Below are 18,212 nucleotides of genomic sequence, written 5' to 3' on the forward strand. Positions count from 1 at the left end.
AACACCCGATGGAGGGAGTCCACCCCGTGCGACGAGTCCTCACGGCGGCCACCACCGCCCTGACCCTCACCACCGCCGGCACCATGCTCGCCGGCACCCCCGGCCAGGCCGCCCCGACGGCCTGGGGCCGTCCGGTCGTCTCCGCGGCGCCGCAACCCGGCGCGCCCGGACTGGGCGACAGCTACTTCCCCGACTACGGCAACGGCGGCTACGACGTCGGGCACTACGACGTCCGGCTGCGCTACGAACCGGCCACCGACCTGCTCACCGGCACCACCACCATCCTCGCCACCGCCACCCAGGACCTCTCGACGTTCAATCTGGACTTCCTGCTCGACGTCGAGTCGGTCCGGGTCAACGGTTGGGCGGCGAGCACCAGCACCGCCGGGGCGCACGAGCTGGTGGTCACCCCGGCCCGCACGGTGACCCGGGGTCAACAGCTCACCATCGTCGTGCGCTACTCCGGTGTCCCGTCGGAGGCCCTGGTCAACGGTTACACCGGCTGGACGCGTACCGACGACGGCGCCCTCGCCGTCAACGAGCCCGAGTCGGCGTGGTGGTGGTTCCCGAGCAACGACCACCCGTTGGACAAGGCCACCTACGACATCTCGGTGTCGGTGCCCACCGGCGTCGAGGTGATCAGCAACGGTGTGCAGCCGAGGCCGCCGCTGGCCGAGGCCGGCAACCGCACCCGGTGGATCTGGCGGACCACCTCTCCCACCGCCACCTACCTGGCCTTCATGGCCATCGGCCAGTACGACATCGTCACCGACACCACCCCGGGCGGCCAGCCGGTGATCAACGCGTACAGCACCTCGCTGGGCGCGCTCGGGCCGGCCGCCCGGGCCAGCATCGAGCGGACCGGCGAGATCGTCGACTGGGAGAGCGGGATCTTCGGCCCGTACCCGTTCGAGGCGCAGGGCGGCGTGGCCGGGCCGATCGACGGCATCAGCTTCGCCCTGGAGACGCAGACCCGACCGGTGTACGGGCCGGGCTTCTGGCGGCGCGGCGCCAACACGTACGTGGTGGTGCACGAGAACGCCCACCAGTGGTTCGGTGACTCGGTCTCGGTGGCCGAGTGGCGCAACATCTGGCTCAACGAGGGCTTCGCCTCGTACGCCGAGTGGCTCTGGTCGGAGGAGCAGGGTGAGGGCACCGCCCAGGAGGTCTTCGACTTCACCTACGCCAGCTACCCGGCTGACGACGAGTTCTGGCAGGTGCTGCCCGGTGACCCGGGCGCCGCTCGGGTCTTCGACAACGCCGTCTACGACCGGGGCGCGATGACCCTGCACCAGCTGCGGCTGGCCGTCGGCGACGACGCGTTCTTCGAGATCCTGCCGACCTGGACCGCCGAGCACCGGTACGGCAACGGCACCATCGAGCAGTTCCAGGCGCTGGCCGAGCGGATCTCCGGTCTGGACCTGGACGAGCTCTTCACCACCTGGCTGTTCACCGCCGGCCGGCCGGACGTGGCCACCACCGCCCGCAAGGCCGCCCCGCCGACCGAGCCCAAGTCCTGGGCGAAGATCCGCGAGGCCCGTCACCTGATGTCGCACTAGCGGCAGGCTCCACCCGGAAGGCCCGTCGCCCGCGCGGCGGGCCTTCCGTCGTCCTGCGCCGAACAGGCGTGGCGAGGGTGCGCGGGGCGTGCGGTTCAGGATGCCGGTGTCGCCGACCGGCCCGCCCCCGACGGGGCACCGGTCGCTCCGGCCGTGCTCGCCTCGATGGCGCGGATGTGCCGGTACGCGAACCAGAGCGGCGGGAACGCCCCGACCGCGAAGGACAGGTCGACGAGCGTCCAGAACCAGGGGATGTCCCGGAGCGGACCGCAGATCAGCGCCAGCGGGACGATGCCCGCGCAGGCGATCATGCCGACCTGCACCACCCAGACGTTGCGTACCGGGTCGCGCAGCGGCCCCCAGAACGCCACCGCCAGCACCAGGTGGGCGAAGGCCAGCCAGTCGGTGCCGTAGAGCAGGAACGGGTAGTCCTCGCCGGCCGTCACCAGCCCGGTGTGCACCCGCTCGATCCAGGCGACCAGCGCGGGCAGCTGGTCGGCGAGCGGGTCCAGTGCGCGCAGCAGCCAGCGGACCTCGATCTCCAGCGGAAACGCTGTGACACCGCTCAGGAAGAGCCCGATCAGCACGATCCACAGCCATCGGCGAGTCCGCCGTAGGCGTTCCTCGATCTCCATGATCGCAGCGTAACGATGATCTTCGTGTCGCCCTGTCCCGCAAGCGGGCCACCGAGGGTGACAGCTGTCTCAGCGGTTCGCCACCGGCCCGACTGCGGCCAACTCCCTGAGCCGGACCCCGCCCGACCGAACCGCACCGGCCTGGGCGGGCGCGATGGCACAGACCGCCCCGGTGGGCCGGACGATGCGGGCGGCCCGGAACGCGGCCCGTCGTACCGGATGACGGGGCCGCGGCACGACCAGCGCGAGGGTCGCCGCGCGGCCACGCTGCCGGTCCAGTGCGACGCCGGCCGCCACCGTGGCGATCGCCGCGGCGGATCCGGCGAGGACGAGCGTCTGACGGGGGCCGGCGTGTTCGGCGAGCCAGCCGAGCAGCGGGGCGCCGACGGCGGCGGAGACCGAGCCGGTGACCGCCAGGGCGGCGAGCACCCGGCCTCGCATCGCGCCGTCGGTGTCGAGCTGGGCGCGGGTGCCGACTGTGGTGTCGATGACCACCGCCGCGGCGGCGATCGGCAGGATCACCGCGGCGAAACTCCAGGTGCCCGGCGCGAGGCCGGCGACGATCTGCATCCCGCTGGCGAACAGGCCCGCGACGACAAGCGTCCGGTAGCCCAGGGAACGCCGCCGGGCCGCGACGAGCGCACCCACCACCGTTCCGACAGCGAACACTGTCGAGAGCAGGCCGTACCCGGAGGCGCCGGAGTCCAGTGGACCGTCGCTCATCGCAGCCATGGTCACCTGGTAGTTGCGGCCCAGGCTGCCGAGCACGAACGACAGGGCGAGCGCGACGAGCAGCACCGGCTGCCCCCGCAGGTAGGCGAATCCGGCCCGGACACCGCCCCGGGTCGGGCCGCCGTCCGGAACGGGAAGGCCGGGCACCGCCCCCGGGCGTACGGCGAACAGCGCCACCACCACGGCGGCGAAGCTGGCCGCGTTGACGCCGAACAGCAGGGCGGGGCCGACGGCGGCCACCACCACGGCACCGAGGCTCATGCCGAGGATGCGGCCGGCGGAGTTGGTGAGCGAACCGAGCGCCAGGGCGTTGCCCAGCGTCTCCCGGTCGACGAGGCTGGCGGCCCAGCGGCCCATCACCGGGCCTTCGATCGCCGAGACGGCACCGGTGGCCAGGGAGATCGCGAAGATCAGCGGCAGGCCGCCGACCCCGGTCAGGGCGACCGCCGCCAGTCCGGCGGCGAGCGTCGCGTGGGCGACCTGGGCGGTGATCAGCAGCGGGCGGGCCGGTAGTCGGTCGGCCAGCACACCACCCCAGACGCTGAGCAGCAACGTGGGCGCCGCCTGGAGCAGCACGGCGAAGCCCATGGACGTCGCCGAGCCGGTTTCCTTCAGGACGTACCAGTTGACCCCGAGGACCTGCATCCAGGTGCCGATGACGGAGACGAAGCCGGCGAGCGCCCAGATCCGGTAGTTGCGGTGGCGCAACGCGGCGAAGGTGGCACCTCTGGCCACGACGACCCTCCAACGATCGGCAGCATGATCATTCACACCGATCGCGGCGCGGTTCGGCAGCCGACAAGTCTTGCCGGCTCAAACCTTTTTGCCCACGTTTGTGAGCGGCTTCACCAGCGGGAATGTCCGGTCGGCGCGGCAGCGGGAACCGCCGCACCGACCGGACGCCCGCGACTCAGCGAGCGGCGAGGGCCTGCGCGGTCGGGCCCACCGGGGCCGGCAGCGCGCCAACACCGCCCAGATAGCCGTGGATGGCGGCGGCGGCCGCCCGCCCCTCGGCGATGGCCCAGACGATCAGCGAGGCGCCCCGGTGCATGTCACCGGCCACGAACACACCGTCGGCCTCGGTCTGCCACTCGTCGTTGGCGTCAATGGCGCCCCGCGGGTTACGGGCCACGCCGAACTGGGCCAGCAGCGGCTGCTGCTCGGTGCCCTCGAAGCCGATCGCCAGCAGCACCAGATCGGCCGGCAGCTCCCGCTCGGAACCCGGCACCACTGTGACGACCCGCCGGCCGTCGCGCTTCTCCACTGTCACCTCGGCGATCCGCACCGCCCGCACCTGGCCGGTGCCGTCGTCCACGAACTCCTGCACCGCCACCGCGAAGACCCGCTCGCCACCCTCCTCGTGCGCCGGGTAGCTGCGCAACACCCACGGCCAGGTCGGCCACGGGTCCCGCGCCTCGTCGCGCTCCTGCGGCGGCTGCGGGTACAGGTCGAGCTGGTGCACGCCCGCGGCGCCCTGACGGTGGGCGACGCCGAGACAGTCCGCCGCCGTGTCACCGCCGCCGATGATCACCACATGCTTGCCGGCCGCGTCGATGGGGGTGCCGTCCGGCAACACCGCCGGCGCCAGCCGACGCTCACCGGTGGCCACCACGCCGGCCTGGTCGGTTGCCGCGGTGGCGACCGCGCGGTTCGCCGCGACCAGGTGCGCCATCGCCTGGTGGACGCCCCGAAGCGCCCGCCCAGGAGTCTCCGGGGTGTCCCGGCCCTGCAACGCCCCAGCGGCCAGCAACACCGCGTCGTGCTCGGCGCGCAACTGCTCGGCGGTGACGTCCACCCCGACGTTCACACCGGTGCGGAAACGCACCCCCTCGGCGGTGAGCTGAGCCAGCCGGGCATCGATGTGCCGCTTCTCCAACTTGAAGTCGGGGATGCCGTACCGGAGCAGGCCACCGATCGCGTCGTCGCGTTCGTACACCGTCACCGCGTGACCGGCGCGGGCCAACTGCTGGGCGGCGGCGAGGCCGGCGGGCCCGGAGCCGACAACGGCGACCGACCGGCCCGACGGCGCCGGCACCGGGCGGGGGGTGAACCCCCGCGCCGCGGCGGCGTCGGCGATCTCCACCTCGACCTGCTTGATGGTCACCGGTTGACCACCGGAGATGCCGAGCACGCAGGCCGCCTCACAGGGCGCCGGGCAGAGCCGGCCGGTGAACTCCGGGAAGTTGTTGGTGGCGTGCAGCGACTCCACCGCGGCGTCCCAGTTGCCGGTACGCACCAGATCGTTCCAGTCCGGGATGCGATTGCCCAGCGGGCAGCCGTCGTGGCAGAACGGGATGCCGCAGTCCATGCAGCGGGTGGACTGCTCGCGGACCAGCTCCTCGCCGGCCGGCGGGTACACCTCCCGCCAGTCGCTGATCCGCACCGGCACCGGGCGGCGGGCCGGCAACCGCCGGTCGTAGCGCAGGAAACCGTTCGGGTCAGGCACGTGCCACCTCCTGGGCAGCCACCCGCGGGGCGGGCGGCACCGGCGCGGCCGGCGCGCTCAGCGCGCCCATCACCGCGTCGTCGACGTCGCGGCCGGCTGCTTCGGCGGCCCGCATGATCTCCAGCACCCGGCGGTAGTCGCGGGGTATCACCGCGGTGAACTCGGCCACCGCCTCCGGCCACCGCTTGAGCAGCTCCTCGGCGACCGCCGACCCGGTCTCGGCCACGTGCCGTTGGACCAGCTCGTGCAGCAGCGACTGCTCCTGCTCGCCCAGCGGCAACAGGTCGACCAGCTCCGCGTTGACCCGGGCCCGGTCCAGGTGGTGCACGAACGCCGTGCCGCCGGACATGCCGGCCGCGAAGTTCCGACCGGTCGCGCCGAGCACCACCACCGTGCCGCCGGTCATGTACTCACAGCCATGGTCACCGACGCCCTCGACCACGGCGATCGCGCCGGAGTTACGGACCGCGAACCGCTCCCCCACCCGGCCGCGCAGGAAGACCTCGCCCGCCGTGGCCCCGTACAGGATGGTGTTGCCAGCGATGATCTGATCCTCGGCCCGCTGGCCCGGCTCGGCGTCCGGGTCGAGGAACGGCGCGGCGGCGTCCGGACGGACGATGAGCCGGCCCCCGGAAAGGCCCTTGCCCACGTAGTCGTTGGCGTCGCCGTGCAGACGCAGGGTCACCCCGCGCGGCAGGAACGCGCCGAACGACTGCCCAGCCGTGCCGTGCAGCACGAACTCGATGGTGTCCTCGGGAAGGCCGGCGCCGCCGAAGCGACGAGTCACCTCACCGCCGAGCATCGCGCCGACGCTGCGGTGCTCGTTGCGCACCGCCACCTCGACCCGAACCGGCGCCCCGTCCGCCAGAGCCGGACGGGCCAGAGCGATCAGCTCGTTGTCGAGTGCCTGCTCCAGGCCGTGATCCTGGGCGCGGACCCCGCGTCGGGCCGCACCCGCGGGCAGCTCCGGCAGGTGCAGGACGGGCGCCAGGTCCAACCCGTGCGCCTTCCAGTGCGTCACCGCCGGGGCCACGTCGAGCAGCTCGGACTGCCCGATCGCCTCCTCGATCGAGCGGAAACCCAACTCGGCCAGGTAACCCCGGACCTCCTCGGCGAGGAAGAGGAAGAAGTTCTCCACGAACTCCGGCTTTCCGGTGAAGCGCTCCCGCAGCACCGGGTTCTGGGTGGCGATGCCAACCGGGCAGGTGTCCAGGTGACAGACCCGCATCATCACGCAGCCCTCGACGATCAGCGGCGCGGTCGCGAAGCCGAACTCCTCCGCACCGAGCAGCGCCGCGATCAGCACGTCCCGGCCGGTCTTGAGCTGGCCGTCGACCTGCACGGTGACCCGATCGCGCAGCTTGTTGAGCAGCAACGTCTGCTGCGCCTCGGCCAGCCCCAGCTCCCAGGGGGTGCCGGCGTGCTTGAGCGAGTTCATCGGGGAGGCGCCCGTGCCACCGTCGTGCCCGGAGATCAGGATGACGTCCGCCTTGAGCTTCGCCACCCCGGCGGCGACCGTGCCGACGCCGACCTCGCTGACCAACTTGACGTGCACCCGGGCCGCCGGGTTGACGCACTTCAGGTCGTGCACCAGCTGGGCGAGGTCCTCGATGGAGTAGATGTCGTGGTGCGGCGGCGGGGAGATCAGACCCACGCCGGGGGTCGCATGCCGGGTCCGGGCGATCCACGGCCAGACCTTGTTACCGGGCAGCTGACCGCCCTCACCCGGCTTGGCGCCCTGAGCCATCTTGATCTGGAGGTCGTCGGCGTTGACCAGATATTCGCTCGTCACACCGAACCGCCCGCTGGCGATCTGCTTGACCGCCGAACGACGGGCCGGGTCGTGCAACCGCTCGACGTCCTCGCCGCCCTCACCGGTGTTGGACTTGCCGCCGAGCCGGTTCATGGCGATGGCGAGCGTCTCGTGCGCCTCCGCGGAGATCGACCCGTACGACATGGCGCCGGTGGCGAACCGCTTGACGATTTCGCTGGCCGGCTCGACCTCCTCGAGCGGCACCGCCGGGCGGACCCCGGTGCGCAGTGTGAACAGCCCGCGCAGCGAGCCGGCCTGCGCGGCGAGCGCGTCGACCTTGGCGGTGTACTTGCGGAAGACGTCGTACTGCCGGCTGCGAGTGGCATGTTGCAGCAGGAAGACCGTCTCCGGGTTGAACAGGTGCAGCTCACCCTCGCGGCGCCACTGGTACTCGCCACCGACCTCCAACCGGTCGGAGCTGACGGTGCCGGCCGGGGGCCAGGCCAACGCGTGCCGGGCGGCCACCTCGGTGTGCACGCCCGCGAGACCCACCCCGCCGATGCGGCTGGGGGTGCCCCGGAAGTAACGCTCGACCAGCCGGCTGTCCAGGCCGACCGCCTCGAAGACCTGCGCACCGCAGTACGAGGAGACCGTCGAGATGCCCATCTTGGACATGATCTTCAGGACGCCCTTGCCGAGCGCCTTCGCGTAGTTGCGCACCGCGGCAACCGGCTCCACCCCGGCCAACGTGCCGGTGGCGATCATGTCCTCCACCGACTCGAACGCCAGGTACGGGTTGACCGCCGCCGCGCCGTAGCCGATCAGCACCGCCGCGTGGTGCACCTCCCGGCAGTCGCCGGACTCGACGATCAGCGCCGCCTGCGTACGCGTCTGCTCACGCACCAGGTGCTGGTGCACGGCGGCGGTGAGCAGCAACGACGGGATCGGCGCCAGGTCGGCGTTGGAGTCCCGGTCGGAGAGCACCAGGATGCGCACGCCGTCCTCGATCGCCTCGGAGACGTGCCGGCAGATCTCGGTCAGCCGCGCCTTGATCCCGGCGGCGCCCTCCCGGATCCGGTACAGCCCGGAGACCCGGACCGCCTTGAAGCCGGGCAGGTCGCCGTCCTCGTCGATGCAGAGGATCTTCGCCAACTCGTCGTTGTCGATGATCGGGTGCGGGAGCACGATCTGCCGGCAGCTCGCCGCACCCGGATCGAGCAGGTTGCCCTCCGGCCCGATCGTCGACGCCAGGCTGGTCACCAACTCCTCGCGGATGGCGTCCAGCGGCGGGTTGGTGACCTGGGCGAAGAGCTGGTGGAAGTAGTCGTAGAGCAGCCGCGGCCGGGTCGACAACGGCGAGATCGGGGTGTCCGTACCCATCGAGCCGAGCGGTTCGGCGCCGGTGCGGGCCATCGGCCCGAGCAGGATCTTCAACTCCTCCTCGGTGTAGCCGAAGGTCTGCTGCCGGCGGCGCACCGAATCGTGCGTGTAGACGGTGTGCTCGCGGGCCGGCAGGTCGTTCAACTCGATCAGCCCGGCGTGCAGCCACTCGCCGTACGGCTGGGCGGCGGCCAACTCGGACTTGATCTGCTCGTCGTGCACGATCCGCCCGGCCACCGTGTCGACCAGGAACATCCGGCCCGGCTGAAGGCGCCCCTTGGCGACCACGTGGGCCGGGTCGAGGTCGAGCACGCCCGCCTCGGAGCCGAGCACCACGAGCCCGTCGTCGGTCTGCCACCAGCGCCCCGGGCGCAGCCCGTTGCGGTCCAGCACCGCGCCGACGATTTCCCCGTCGGTGAAGGCCACCGACGCCGGACCGTCCCACGGCTCCATCAGGCTGGCGTGGAAGCGGTAGAAGGCACGCTTGGCCGGGTCCATCCCCGGGTCGTTCTCCCAGGCCTCGGGGATCATCATGAGCACCGCGTGCGGCAGGCTCCGCCCGGCCAGGTGCAGCAACTCCAGGACCTCGTCGAAGTTCGCCGAGTCGGAGGCGGCGGGGGTGCAGACCGGGAAGACCCGCCGGATGTTGCCCGGCACGTTCGGCGAGCGCAGCAGCGCCTCCCGGGCCTGCATCCAATTGCGGTTGCCCCGGATCGTGTTGATCTCGCCGTTGTGGGCGATGAACCGGTACGGGTGCGCCAGCGGCCAGGAGGGGAAGGTGTTTGTGGAGAAGCGGGAGTGCACCAGCGCGATGGCGCTGTCCACCCGCTCGTCGCGCAGGTCCGGGTAGAACGCCGGCAACTGGTCGGGCGTGAGCATGCCCTTGTAGACCATGGTGCGGCTGGACAACGACGGGAAGTACGCCGGGACGCCCCGCTCGGCGGTCTCCCGTTCGGCCTGCTTACGAAGGCAGAACGCCACCCGGTCCAGTTCGATGCCGCGCAGCGGAGAACCGGCCGGCCCGTCGGGCGCGTCGGTGAGGCGGTGCGCGGCCAGGAAGAGCTGCCGAATCCGGGGCATCGCCGCCAGAGCGGTCTCGCCCAGGTCACTCGGGTCGGTCGGCACGTCCCGCCAACCGAGCACGTCGGCTCCCTCGACCAGCGCGTACTTCTCGACCACCCGACGGGCACGCGCCTCGGCGGCATCGTCGTCGGGAAGGAAGACCAGCCCGGTGGCGTACTCGCCCGCCGGGGGAAGCGCGACGTCGGCCACCGCGCGGAGGAACGCGTCGGGCACCTGGATCATGATGCCCGCGCCGTCGCCGGTGTTCGGCTCCGCGCCGCGGGCGCCCCGGTGGTCCAGCCGACAGAGCGCGCCGAGCCCGTTGGCGACGACCGAGTGTGAACGCCGGCCGTGCAGGTCCGCCACGAAGGCCACGCCGCAGGCATCGTGCTCCTGGGCCGGGTCGTAGAGGCCCTGGGCGGACGGACGGGGGTGGGGCGTCGGGGACGCCTGCGGGCTGTGCGGGTGCGGCTGTTCTGTGTCCGCGTACGGCTGAGCCACCGGGCCTCCTGTCGTCACTCAGGTTGGATCATGGTGGGGACGACGTCGGCCCGTGGGTCTATTGAGTCTACGTTAGGGCCGGGGTCGCACGGCCACTCAAGATTGATCACACCGTCCACTGGCTGGGACGTGTAGTCTCGCGCGGTGGATCCGCGACACAAGCACGTCTTCGACCGGTTGGAACGCTTCTACGACGCGGTGCCCCGCGACGCCGCCGGTGCGGAGGATCATGGCGGACTGGTGCTGTTCGTCCGCGAAGGCGTCGGCTGGCCGTTCTACGCCCGCCCCCGGATCGACGCCACCGAGCCGCCGTCGCTGGCCGACGTGACCTCGGTCCGCGAGCGCCAGCGGAAGCTGGGCCTGCCGGAAGCCTTCGAGTGGGTGCACGAGACGACCCCCGAACTGCTGGCGGTGGCCCGCTCGGCGGGGCTCAGCGTGCTGGAGGCGCCGCTGATGGTGCTCGACCCGAGCGCGCTGCCCGACCCGGCGACGCTCTCCGACGCGGCGGTGCGGGTGCTGGCCGCGGACTCCCCCAGTTTCGCCGCCGATGTCGCCGCCCGGCGTGCGGTGGCAGCGGTGTCGTTCGCCGCCGCCGGCACCGCCCCCGGTGAGGCCGGCCCGGCCGAACGCGACGCCGCCGTCACCGAACTCGAACTGGCCGCGCTCGACGAGGAGCGCGCCCGGATCGCCGACGGTCGACGGATCTCCGCGCTGGCCGGCACGCCGGCCGAGGGCGCGCTGGCCAGCGGCATGGCGATGCGGGTGGACGACGTCGCGGAGATCGCCGGGGTGGCCACCCTACCGTCCGCCCGGCGACGCGGGCTGGGCGCCGCGCTCACCGCCACCCTGGCCCGGGAACTGCTGGCGGCCGGCACCAAACTGGTCTTCCTCTCCGCGGGCAGCGAGGAGATCGCGCGGGTCTACCTGCGGGTCGGTTTCCGCCGAATCGGCACCGCCTGCATCGCCGAACCCGCCGCCCTCATCCCCTGACCTGCCCGGCGACCCAGGTCAGGTCGGGGGGCGCCACTGGGCGGCGGAGGCTGCGGCGCTGGAGAGCAGTCGCGAGTTGATCGTGCCGAGCGCGGCGTCCCGGGCGCGCAGCGCCAACCGGCCCCGGGTCTGGAGCACTGCCGACATCCGCCGGGTCTGCCGGACCACTGTCGCGGCCCGGGGGCGGCGCACCCGGTCGTACGCCTGCACCGCGTCGGGCAGCCGGGCCTCCCGCAACAGCGACGCGAGTGTGGCGGCGTCCTCGAACGCGAGGCAGGCACCCTGCCCGAGGTGCGGGGGCATGGCGTGCGCCGCGTCACCGAGCAGCACCACCCCACCGGGCCCGACCGGAAAGCCGTACGCCCGGGGCAGTGGACGCAGCTCGCGAACCTCCTGTTGGACCAGGTCCGTCGGGTCGGTGGCGTCGAGCAACGCGCCGACCGGCGCGGGCCAGCCCGCGTACCAGCGGCGCAGCAGAGCGAGCTGGGTCTCCGGTGGCTCCGGGCGGGGCGCGCCGGCGGCGGTGGCCACCCAGTAGATGCCGCCCCGGGTGGACCCGCCCGAGGAGCCGCGCTCGCCCAGCGACGCGGCCACGAACCGGTAACCCGCGCCGAGAATCTCGCCGGCCAGCGGTTGATCGTCGGGGAGTCGAGGCGCCTGGTACCAGGGGATGACGGCCCGCCAGGCGGCGCACCCGGAGCTGACCACCCGGGACTCGGGCGCGAGTTGGCGGCGGATGCCGCTGTCCGTGCCGTCGGCGGCGACCACCAGATCGGCTTCGATGGTGTGCCGGCCGTCGTTGACTGCCGGTCGCTCGCCCGGATCGACGCGGACGTGGCGCACTGTCACCCCGGTCCGCAGTTCGACCCGCTCGCCGAGGCCGGCGATCAGCGCGTCGTGCAGATCCTCCCGGTGCACCACCACCGGCATCCGGTCGGCCGGGATGGGCCGGGGCTGCACGAGCCAGTGCCCGTCCGGGCGACGGACCCCGCCGTCGGGCAACGGGGTGGCGATGGCGGCCAGGCCGGCGCCGAGGCCGAGGGCCTGCAGCGCGCGGACACCGTTGGGCCAGAGCACCACGGCGGTCGGCTCGGGGCGGACCCGTTCGGCGCGTTCCAACAGGGTGACCTGCCAGCCGGAACGGGCCAGCGCGCCGGCCACCGCGAGGCCACCGACCCCTGCGCCGACCACCACCGCGCTTCGCATCGGTGCCGCCCCCGCTCAGCTGTCCCGGTCGGCGGGACGCGCGCCGGTGGCGTCGGCCCGGTCGGTGCGCGCGGCGGACGAATCGTCCGCCGGCTCGTCTTCGCTCGACGCGAGGTCGGTCGCGGTCGCTTCGCCGGACGACTCGCCGTCGTCCGGCCCGGAGTCGTCGTGGGTCGCCGGTGGTACGACGCCGGTGTCCTGCCAGGCGGCGTACTGCTCCTCGCTCACCACCCGGTAGCCCTCCGGCACGGCGGCCCGGGTGGGGGTCTCCCGCTCGGAGAGGTCGACCTGGGACAGGTCGGACGTGGGTGGCGGGGTCGTCGTCGCCGCCGGGCCGAGCGGGATCAGGTAGTCCCGGGGGCCGCGCACCCGGACGAAGTAGATCAGGGCGCCGAGGAAGACCAGGGCGGCGGTCCAGACGTTGAGCCGGACGCCGAGGATCTGGTTGGCCTCGTCGGTGCGCATCAGCTCGATCCAGAACCGGCCGACGGTGTAACCCATCACGTAGAGCGCGAACGCCCGGCCCCGGCCCAGCTTGAGCCGGCGGTCGAGGACGAGGACCAGGGCCACGACGCCGAGGTTCCACAGCGCCTCGTAGAGGAAGGTGGGCTGGTAGAAACCCGGTTCGAGGATCGGCTGCCCGGCGTCGTCCCGGAGCGCGTGCCCGGGGTTGTCCGGGTCCATCCGATGGATTTCCAGGCCCCACGGGAGGGTGGTCCGGCCACCGAAGAGTTCGTTGTTGAACCAGTTACCGATCCGGCCGACTGCCTGGGCCAGCGGCAGCCCGGGGGCCAGCGCGTCGGCCACCACGCCGAACGGAATGCCGAGCTGGCGGGCCGCGATCCAGGCACCGAGCGCGCCACCAGCGACCGCGCCCCAGATGCCGAGACCGCCCTCCCAGATGGCGAACGCCTTCATCGGGTCCCCACCGGCGCCGAAGTACTTCTCCGGTGAGGTGACCACGTGGTAGATCCGGGCGCCGATGATGCCCGCGGGCACCGCCCAGACGGCGATGTCGAGCACCGCGCCGGGCGCGACACCGCGCTGCCGCAGCCGGCGCTCCGTCACCCAGCAGGCCAGCACGATGCCGGCGATGATGCAGAGGGCGTAGGCCCGGATCGGCACCGGCCCGAGCTGCCAGACCGCAGTGCTGGGGCTGGGCAGGGCCGCCTGGGGGGAGAGCGAGGCGTGGGTCACGGGTGCACACGCTACCGCTGCACACCCCCGCAGCGGCACCCCGGGCCGCCGGGGCGCGCATCCCGGTGACTTCTGGTTTGCACCGCCGTAGGCTCTTTGTCCATGAGCGCGCTCACCTGGGCGGTCGCCGCGGTCGTCACCGACGACACCGGTCGGGTGCTGCTCTGCCAGCAGGGCCGGGGTACGCGCCGCTACGCACTGCCCGGCGGACGGCTGCGCCCGGCCGAGGGCCCGGTGCGGGCGGCCCTACGGGACATCCGCGCGGAGACCGGCTGGGACATCGAGCTGATCGACCTGGTCGGCGTCTACCACCTGACCGGCCCTGCAGGGGAGGCCGCGGCCGGACGCGCAGGGCCGCTGCCCGACGTCCTCGTGCACGTGTTCCGGGCCCGCGCGGCCGGGGTCCGACCCGCCACCGACCCACCGCCGGGATGCCGGTTGTCCTGGCACTCTCCCGACACGCTGCCCGAGGTGGTCACCCCGCTCACCCGGGCCGCCGTCACCGACGCGACCACCGGCCGCTCCGGCGTGCTCCGCGACGTCCCCCGGGTGGCCGGCACTCTCACCTCCGCGGCACTGCCAGCGGCTCGCCCAGCCGAGGAAGACCGGCCAGCGACCGACGGGAGCGGGCGGCCGGGAACCGACCAGGACGCGAAGCGGCCGCAGGACAGCCAGGACGGGCAGCGTCCGCGGACCAGCCAGGACGGGCGTCCGGGGGCGGGGCAGCCACCGGAGCAACGCGGCGAGGCCGCGGATCCGTCAGTGCACTCCTGACCAGCCCGACAAACCGTTCCAAGGTCCGCCGCGTCGTCGCGGGCAGCCTCGCCTGCCAGGCCACATTCAATTGAGCGGTATACCTGTGGGTCATAAATATGACTCGCAGGTATACCGCTCAACAGACAGACATTCCCCCCGCTGCGCGGTCCGGCGCCCCGCCTCGCCGGCACGAGCGCCGAGGGTTCAGCCAGCCGGGCTCAACGAGGCCGGGCTCAGCCGGTCAGGCTCAGCGGGTTGGGTTGCGGACGCCCTCGGCGAGTTCGGCGCTGAGCGTGCGCAGGGCGGCCAGCCCGTCGGCCTCGGTCGGCGCGTCGAGCACACACCGGACCAGCGCGCTGCCCACGATCACCCCGTCGGCGTAACCAGCGACGGTGCCGGCCTGCGCGCCGGTGCCCACACCCAGGCCGACCCCGATCGGCAGGTCGGTGACCGCGCGGGCTCGGGAGACCAGCGTGGGAGCGGCGTCGGAGGTGCGCGTCCGGGCGCCGGTCACCCCCATCACGGCGGTCGCGTAGACGAAACCACGGCAGTGCTGCGCCGTCATCGCCAGCCGGGCGTCGGTGGACGACGGCGAGACCAGGAACGTGCGGTCCAGCCCGTGCGCGTCCGAGGCGGCCAGCCACTCGTCGGCCTCGTCGGGGATGAGGTCCGGAGTGATCAGGCCGGTGCCACCGGCGGAGGCGAGGTCGCGGGCGAAGACGTCCACGCCGTACCGCTCGACCGGGTTCCAGTAGGTCATGGTGACCACCGGAGCACCGGTGGCCGCCACCGCCTCGATGATGCGCATCGTGTCCGCGGTGCGCACGCCCCCGGCCAGCGCGATGTCACTGGCCCGCTGGATCACCGGCCCGTCCATCACCGGGTCGGAGTAGGGGATCTCCACCTCGATGACGTCGACGCCGGCCTCGACCATGGCGGTCATCGCGGCGATGCTGCCTTCGACGGTGGGGAAACCGGCCGGCATGCAGCCGACCAGCAGCGCCCGTCCGTCGGCGCGGGCCTTGTCGAAGGCCACCCCGATCCGGCTCATCTCACCGCTCCTTGTCGAGGATGCCGAAGTAGTCGCCGGCGGTGTGCACGTCCTTGTCGCCCCGCCCGGAGAGGTTGACCACGATGGTGGGCTCCCGGCCCAACTCCGCGGCGAGCTTCGGGGCCAGCGTGACGGTCCCGGCGAGCGCGTGTGCGCTCTCGATCGCGGGGATGATGCCCTCGGTGCGGCAGAGCAACTCGAAGGCGGCCATCGCCTCGTCGTCGGTGACCGGCAGATAGTTGGCCCGGCCGGTGTCGTGCAGCCACGCGTGCTCGGGGCCGACGCCCGGGTAGTCCAGGCCTGCGGAAATCGAGTGCGACTCCAGGGTCTGCCCGTCGGCGTCCTGCAACACGTACGTGCGGGCGCCGTGCAGCACACCAGCCGACCCGCCGGTGATGCTGGCCGCGTGGCGGGTGGTGGTCACTCCGTCGCCGCCGGCCTCGAAGCCGTACAGCCGCACGGCCTCGTCGCCCACGAACGCGTGGAAGATGCCCAGCGCGTTGGAGCCGCCGCCGACGCAGGCGGTGACCGCGTCCGGCAGCCCGCCGGTGAGGTCCAGGCACTGCTGGCGGGCCTCGTCACCGATGCCCCGGACGAAGTCGCGCACCATCGCCGGGAACGGGTGCGGGCCCGCGGCGGTGCCGATCAGGTAGTGCGTCTGGTCGACGTTGGCCACCCAGTCGCGCATCGCCTCGTTCATCGCGTCCTTGAGGGTGCGCGAGCCGTTGGTGACCGGGACGACGGTCGCGCCGAGCATCCGCATCCGGGCCACGTTGAGCGCCTGCCGCTCGGTGTCGACCTGGCCCATGTAGACCACGCACTCCAGGTCGAACAGGGCGGCGGCGGTCGCGGTGGCGACACCGTGCTGACCGGCACCGGTCTCCGCGATCACCCGGGTCTTGCCCATCCGCTTGGTGAGCAGCGCCTGGCCGAGCACGTTGCGCACCTTGTGCGCACCGGTGTGGTTGAGGTCCTCACGCTTGAGCAGCACCCGCGCGCCGACCTTCGCGGAAAACCGCCGGGCCTCGTACAGCAGGGAAGGCGTGCCGGCGTAGTCGCGCAGCAGCGCGCCGAACTCGGCCCGGAAGGACTCGTCCGCCATTGCCGTACGCCACGCCCCGTCGAGCTCGTCCAGCGCGGCCACCAGGGCCTCGGGAACGAACCGACCGCCGAAGCGGCCGAAGTGGCCGGCGGAGTCGGGCTGCGGGCTGGCCACCGGGGCCAGCGCGTCGGCGCTCATCGGGAATCCTCTCGGTGGGACGTCAGACCGGCGCGGGGTCAGCGCACCGGCCGGGGCGTTGCCGGGTGGTTGCCGGCGTTGACCAACTCGGCGACCGCCTCGCGGGGGCTCTTCTGGGTGACCAGGCCCTCGCCCACGAGGACCGCGTCGGCGCCCGCGGAGGCGTACCGGATCAGATCGTGCGGGCCACGAACGCCAGACTCGGCGATCTTGACGACGCTGCTCGGCAGGCCGGGCGCGATGCGTTCGAACACCGACCGGTCGACCTCCAGGGTACGCAGGTCACGGGCGTTGACCCCGATCACCTGCGCGCCTGCCTCCAGCGCGCGGTCGGCCTCTTCCTCGTCGTGCACCTCGACCAGAGCGGTCATGCCCAACGACTCGATCCGCTCCAGCAGGCCCATCAGGACGTTCTGCTCGAGTGCGGCGACGATCAGCAAAACCAGGTCGGCGCCGTGCGCGCGGGCCTCGTGGATCTGATAGCTGGAGACCACGAAGTCCTTACGCAGCACCGGCACGGTGACCGCCGCACGGACGGCTGCCAGGTCGTCCAGCGAACCGCCGAACCAGCGCCCCTCGGTCAGCACGCTGATCGCCCGCGCCCCACCGGCCGCGTAGTCGACCGCGAGGTCGGCCGGATCGGCGATCTCGGCCAGCCGGCCCTTGGACGGCGACGAGCGCTTCACCTCGGCGATCACGGCCACGCCGGGCTTGCGCAGCGCCGCGTACGCGTCCATGGGCGGCGGCGCAGCCGCTGCCAGTTCACGGATCCGCTCCAGCGGAACCTGCTCCTGGCGTCGGGCGACGTCTTCACGCACGCCGGCCAGAATCTCGTCGAGCACGCTTACGGACGCTGCCTGGCCGGCCTCGTCCCCCTCCGCGTGCGCATGCTCAGCAGTCACGAACGGACTCCCCTCTCCGGGCGTCATGGGCCGATGCTAGGGGCAGCCGACCGACGCCGAATGCCGGGGGTATGGCGCTGCTCACGAAAAGGGCTGCGGCATAATGGCCGACTTGCCGTGAAGGGGTTGTCACGCAGCGCCACCTCCGGTATCGACCACCGTCACGCGGTATGGAGCCTGGCGGCCGCAGTCAGACCGGGCCGATCCCTCGATCATGCCACCAGTTCCCGCTCCGCGCCCCACGACAACGACGCCGGTCGATGCTGTGAGCAAGCTCAAGGCCGAACGGACGGTGCCTGGTCACGGCCGAGGCGAGACAGTTGACCGGGCGGTCACCGCGGCGAAACGTCGACGGGCGAGCATCGTCCTCGGGCAGACTCGATGGCGCGCCTGCCCGACCGCAGCAACTCCTCGTGCGAGGTGACCATGAGCATTTCCGAGCCGCACTCGACCATCGGACTGACCACCATCTCGCGGACGGTGGCATCGCTCGCCGTCGGAGTGGTGCACACCGTCGAACGGGCCGTGGTGGGCGAGGGACGAATGCGGACGGCACGGGGCAACGCCTGGGAGGCGGTCTGCGCCGACCGGGCCCGCGCCGACCAACGCGCCGAGCTGAACCGCCTGGTCGCCGAGCTGACCGCCGCCCGCGCCGCCAGTAGCCGCACCCAGTGGGAGCGCCAGCCGGTCGGCTGACCGCCGCCGGCCGTGGCCTCAGCCGGGCCGTCGCCGCCACCGCGTCAGTCCGCCGTCGCGTCAGGCGGCCGTCGCGTCAGGCGGCCGTCGCGTCAGGCGGCCGTCG

At 72.7% G+C, this 18,212-nt stretch carries 13 protein-coding genes; 4 read left to right on the forward strand and 9 right to left on the reverse strand.

The window, feature by feature from the left end:
• Window positions 1-26 precede the first annotated feature (26 nt).
• A complete protein-coding gene (locus ABZU74_RS22265) occupies window positions 27-1,559 on the forward strand; it encodes a M1 family metallopeptidase (protein WP_355426961.1) in 1,533 nt (510 codons plus the stop codon).
• Window positions 1,560-1,654: 95 nt separating this feature from the next.
• Here the strand turns inward: ABZU74_RS22265 and ABZU74_RS22270 are convergent, their stop codons facing one another.
• From ABZU74_RS22270 to gltB, 4 genes are all read right to left on the reverse strand, one after another.
• Complete coding sequence (locus ABZU74_RS22270) at window positions 1,655-2,194, reverse strand: hypothetical protein (protein ID WP_355426964.1); 540 nt, start codon at window positions 2,192-2,194, stop codon at window positions 1,655-1,657.
• A 69-nt stretch (window positions 2,195-2,263) separates the two neighbouring features.
• Window positions 2,264-3,661: an MFS transporter gene (locus ABZU74_RS22275; RefSeq protein WP_355426967.1), complete on the reverse strand. Its 1,398-nt coding sequence runs from the start codon at window positions 3,659-3,661 to the stop codon at window positions 2,264-2,266.
• Between the two features lie 175 nt (window positions 3,662-3,836).
• Entirely contained in the window at window positions 3,837-5,372 is a 1,536-nt protein-coding gene (locus ABZU74_RS22280; protein ID WP_355426969.1) for a glutamate synthase subunit beta, read from the reverse strand.
• The gene (gltB, locus tag ABZU74_RS22285; protein WP_355426972.1) at window positions 5,365-10,068 is read right to left on the reverse strand and encodes a glutamate synthase large subunit; all 4,704 of its coding nucleotides are present in this window, start codon (window positions 10,066-10,068) and stop codon (window positions 5,365-5,367) included. The genes ABZU74_RS22280 and gltB overlap by 8 nt, the downstream gene beginning before the upstream one ends.
• 144 nt (window positions 10,069-10,212) lie before the next feature.
• Here gltB and ABZU74_RS22290 point away from each other — a divergent pair, with 144 nt between their 5' ends.
• Window positions 10,213-11,058, forward strand: a complete 846-nt coding sequence (locus tag ABZU74_RS22290; RefSeq protein ID WP_355426975.1) for a GNAT family N-acetyltransferase — start codon at window positions 10,213-10,215, stop codon at window positions 11,056-11,058.
• Window positions 11,059-11,076: 18 nt separating this feature from the next.
• Here the strand turns inward: ABZU74_RS22290 and ABZU74_RS22295 are convergent, their stop codons facing one another.
• Together ABZU74_RS22295 and lgt are read right to left on the reverse strand one after the other, a co-directional pair.
• Window positions 11,077-12,264 carry an NAD(P)/FAD-dependent oxidoreductase gene (locus ABZU74_RS22295; protein WP_355426978.1) on the reverse strand — a complete coding sequence of 396 codons (1,188 nt, stop codon included), beginning with the start codon at window positions 12,262-12,264 and terminating at the stop codon, window positions 11,077-11,079.
• A 15-nt stretch (window positions 12,265-12,279) separates the two neighbouring features.
• Window positions 12,280-13,461, reverse strand: a complete 1,182-nt coding sequence (gene lgt, locus ABZU74_RS22300; RefSeq protein ID WP_355426981.1) for a prolipoprotein diacylglyceryl transferase — start codon at window positions 13,459-13,461, stop codon at window positions 12,280-12,282.
• A 102-nt stretch (window positions 13,462-13,563) separates the two neighbouring features.
• Between lgt and ABZU74_RS22305 the strand changes: the two genes are divergently transcribed.
• Window positions 13,564-14,235 (forward strand): NUDIX hydrolase, encoded by a 672-nt coding sequence (locus ABZU74_RS22305; RefSeq protein WP_355426984.1) that lies wholly within the window; start codon window positions 13,564-13,566, stop codon window positions 14,233-14,235.
• Between the two features lie 229 nt (window positions 14,236-14,464).
• On the opposite strand, the gene trpA is transcribed toward ABZU74_RS22305, so the two are convergent.
• The 3 genes from trpA to trpC are packed head-to-tail and all read right to left on the reverse strand — an operon-like array spanning window position 14,465 to window position 17,350.
• Window positions 14,465-15,268, reverse strand: coding sequence for a tryptophan synthase subunit alpha (gene trpA / locus ABZU74_RS22310; RefSeq protein ID WP_355426986.1), 804 nt, complete (start codon window positions 15,266-15,268; stop codon window positions 14,465-14,467).
• A gap of 1 nt (window position 15,269) precedes the next feature.
• The gene (trpB, locus tag ABZU74_RS22315) at window positions 15,270-16,508 is read right to left on the reverse strand and encodes a tryptophan synthase subunit beta (RefSeq protein ID WP_355426989.1); all 1,239 of its coding nucleotides are present in this window, start codon (window positions 16,506-16,508) and stop codon (window positions 15,270-15,272) included.
• A gap of 38 nt (window positions 16,509-16,546) precedes the next feature.
• Window positions 16,547-17,350 (reverse strand): indole-3-glycerol phosphate synthase TrpC, encoded by an 804-nt coding sequence (trpC, locus tag ABZU74_RS22320; RefSeq protein ID WP_030334428.1) that lies wholly within the window; start codon window positions 17,348-17,350, stop codon window positions 16,547-16,549.
• A 486-nt stretch (window positions 17,351-17,836) separates the two neighbouring features.
• Between trpC and ABZU74_RS22325 the strand changes: the two genes are divergently transcribed.
• The gene (locus ABZU74_RS22325; RefSeq protein ID WP_355426992.1) at window positions 17,837-18,106 is read left to right on the forward strand and encodes a hypothetical protein; all 270 of its coding nucleotides are present in this window, start codon (window positions 17,837-17,839) and stop codon (window positions 18,104-18,106) included.
• Window positions 18,107-18,212: the final 106 nt, after the last annotated feature.

Origin of the sequence: Micromonospora sp. NPDC005171 (assembly GCF_040608575.1) — a bacterium.
In the GTDB taxonomy this organism is placed as follows: domain Bacteria; phylum Actinomycetota; class Actinomycetes; order Mycobacteriales; family Micromonosporaceae; genus Micromonospora.

What these genes read in the sequence shown, in the direction of transcription:
- ABZU74_RS22270 (WP_355426964.1), bottom strand. Translation starts at nt 2,194, where the DNA reads ATGGAGATCGAGGAACGCCTACGGCGGACTCGCCGATGGCTGTGGATC.
- ABZU74_RS22295 (WP_355426978.1), bottom strand. Translation starts at nt 12,264, where the DNA reads ATGCGAAGCGCGGTGGTGGTCGGCGCAGGGGTCGGTGGCCTCGCGGTG.
- ABZU74_RS22305 (WP_355426984.1), top strand. Translation starts at nt 13,564, where the DNA reads ATGAGCGCGCTCACCTGGGCGGTCGCCGCGGTCGTCACCGACGACACC.
- trpA (WP_355426986.1), bottom strand. Translation starts at nt 15,268, where the DNA reads ATGAGCCGGATCGGGGTGGCCTTCGACAAGGCCCGCGCCGACGGACGG.
- trpB (WP_355426989.1), bottom strand. Translation starts at nt 16,508, where the DNA reads ATGAGCGCCGACGCGCTGGCCCCGGTGGCCAGCCCGCAGCCCGACTCC.
- ABZU74_RS22325 (WP_355426992.1), top strand. Translation starts at nt 17,837, where the DNA reads ATGAGCATTTCCGAGCCGCACTCGACCATCGGACTGACCACCATCTCG.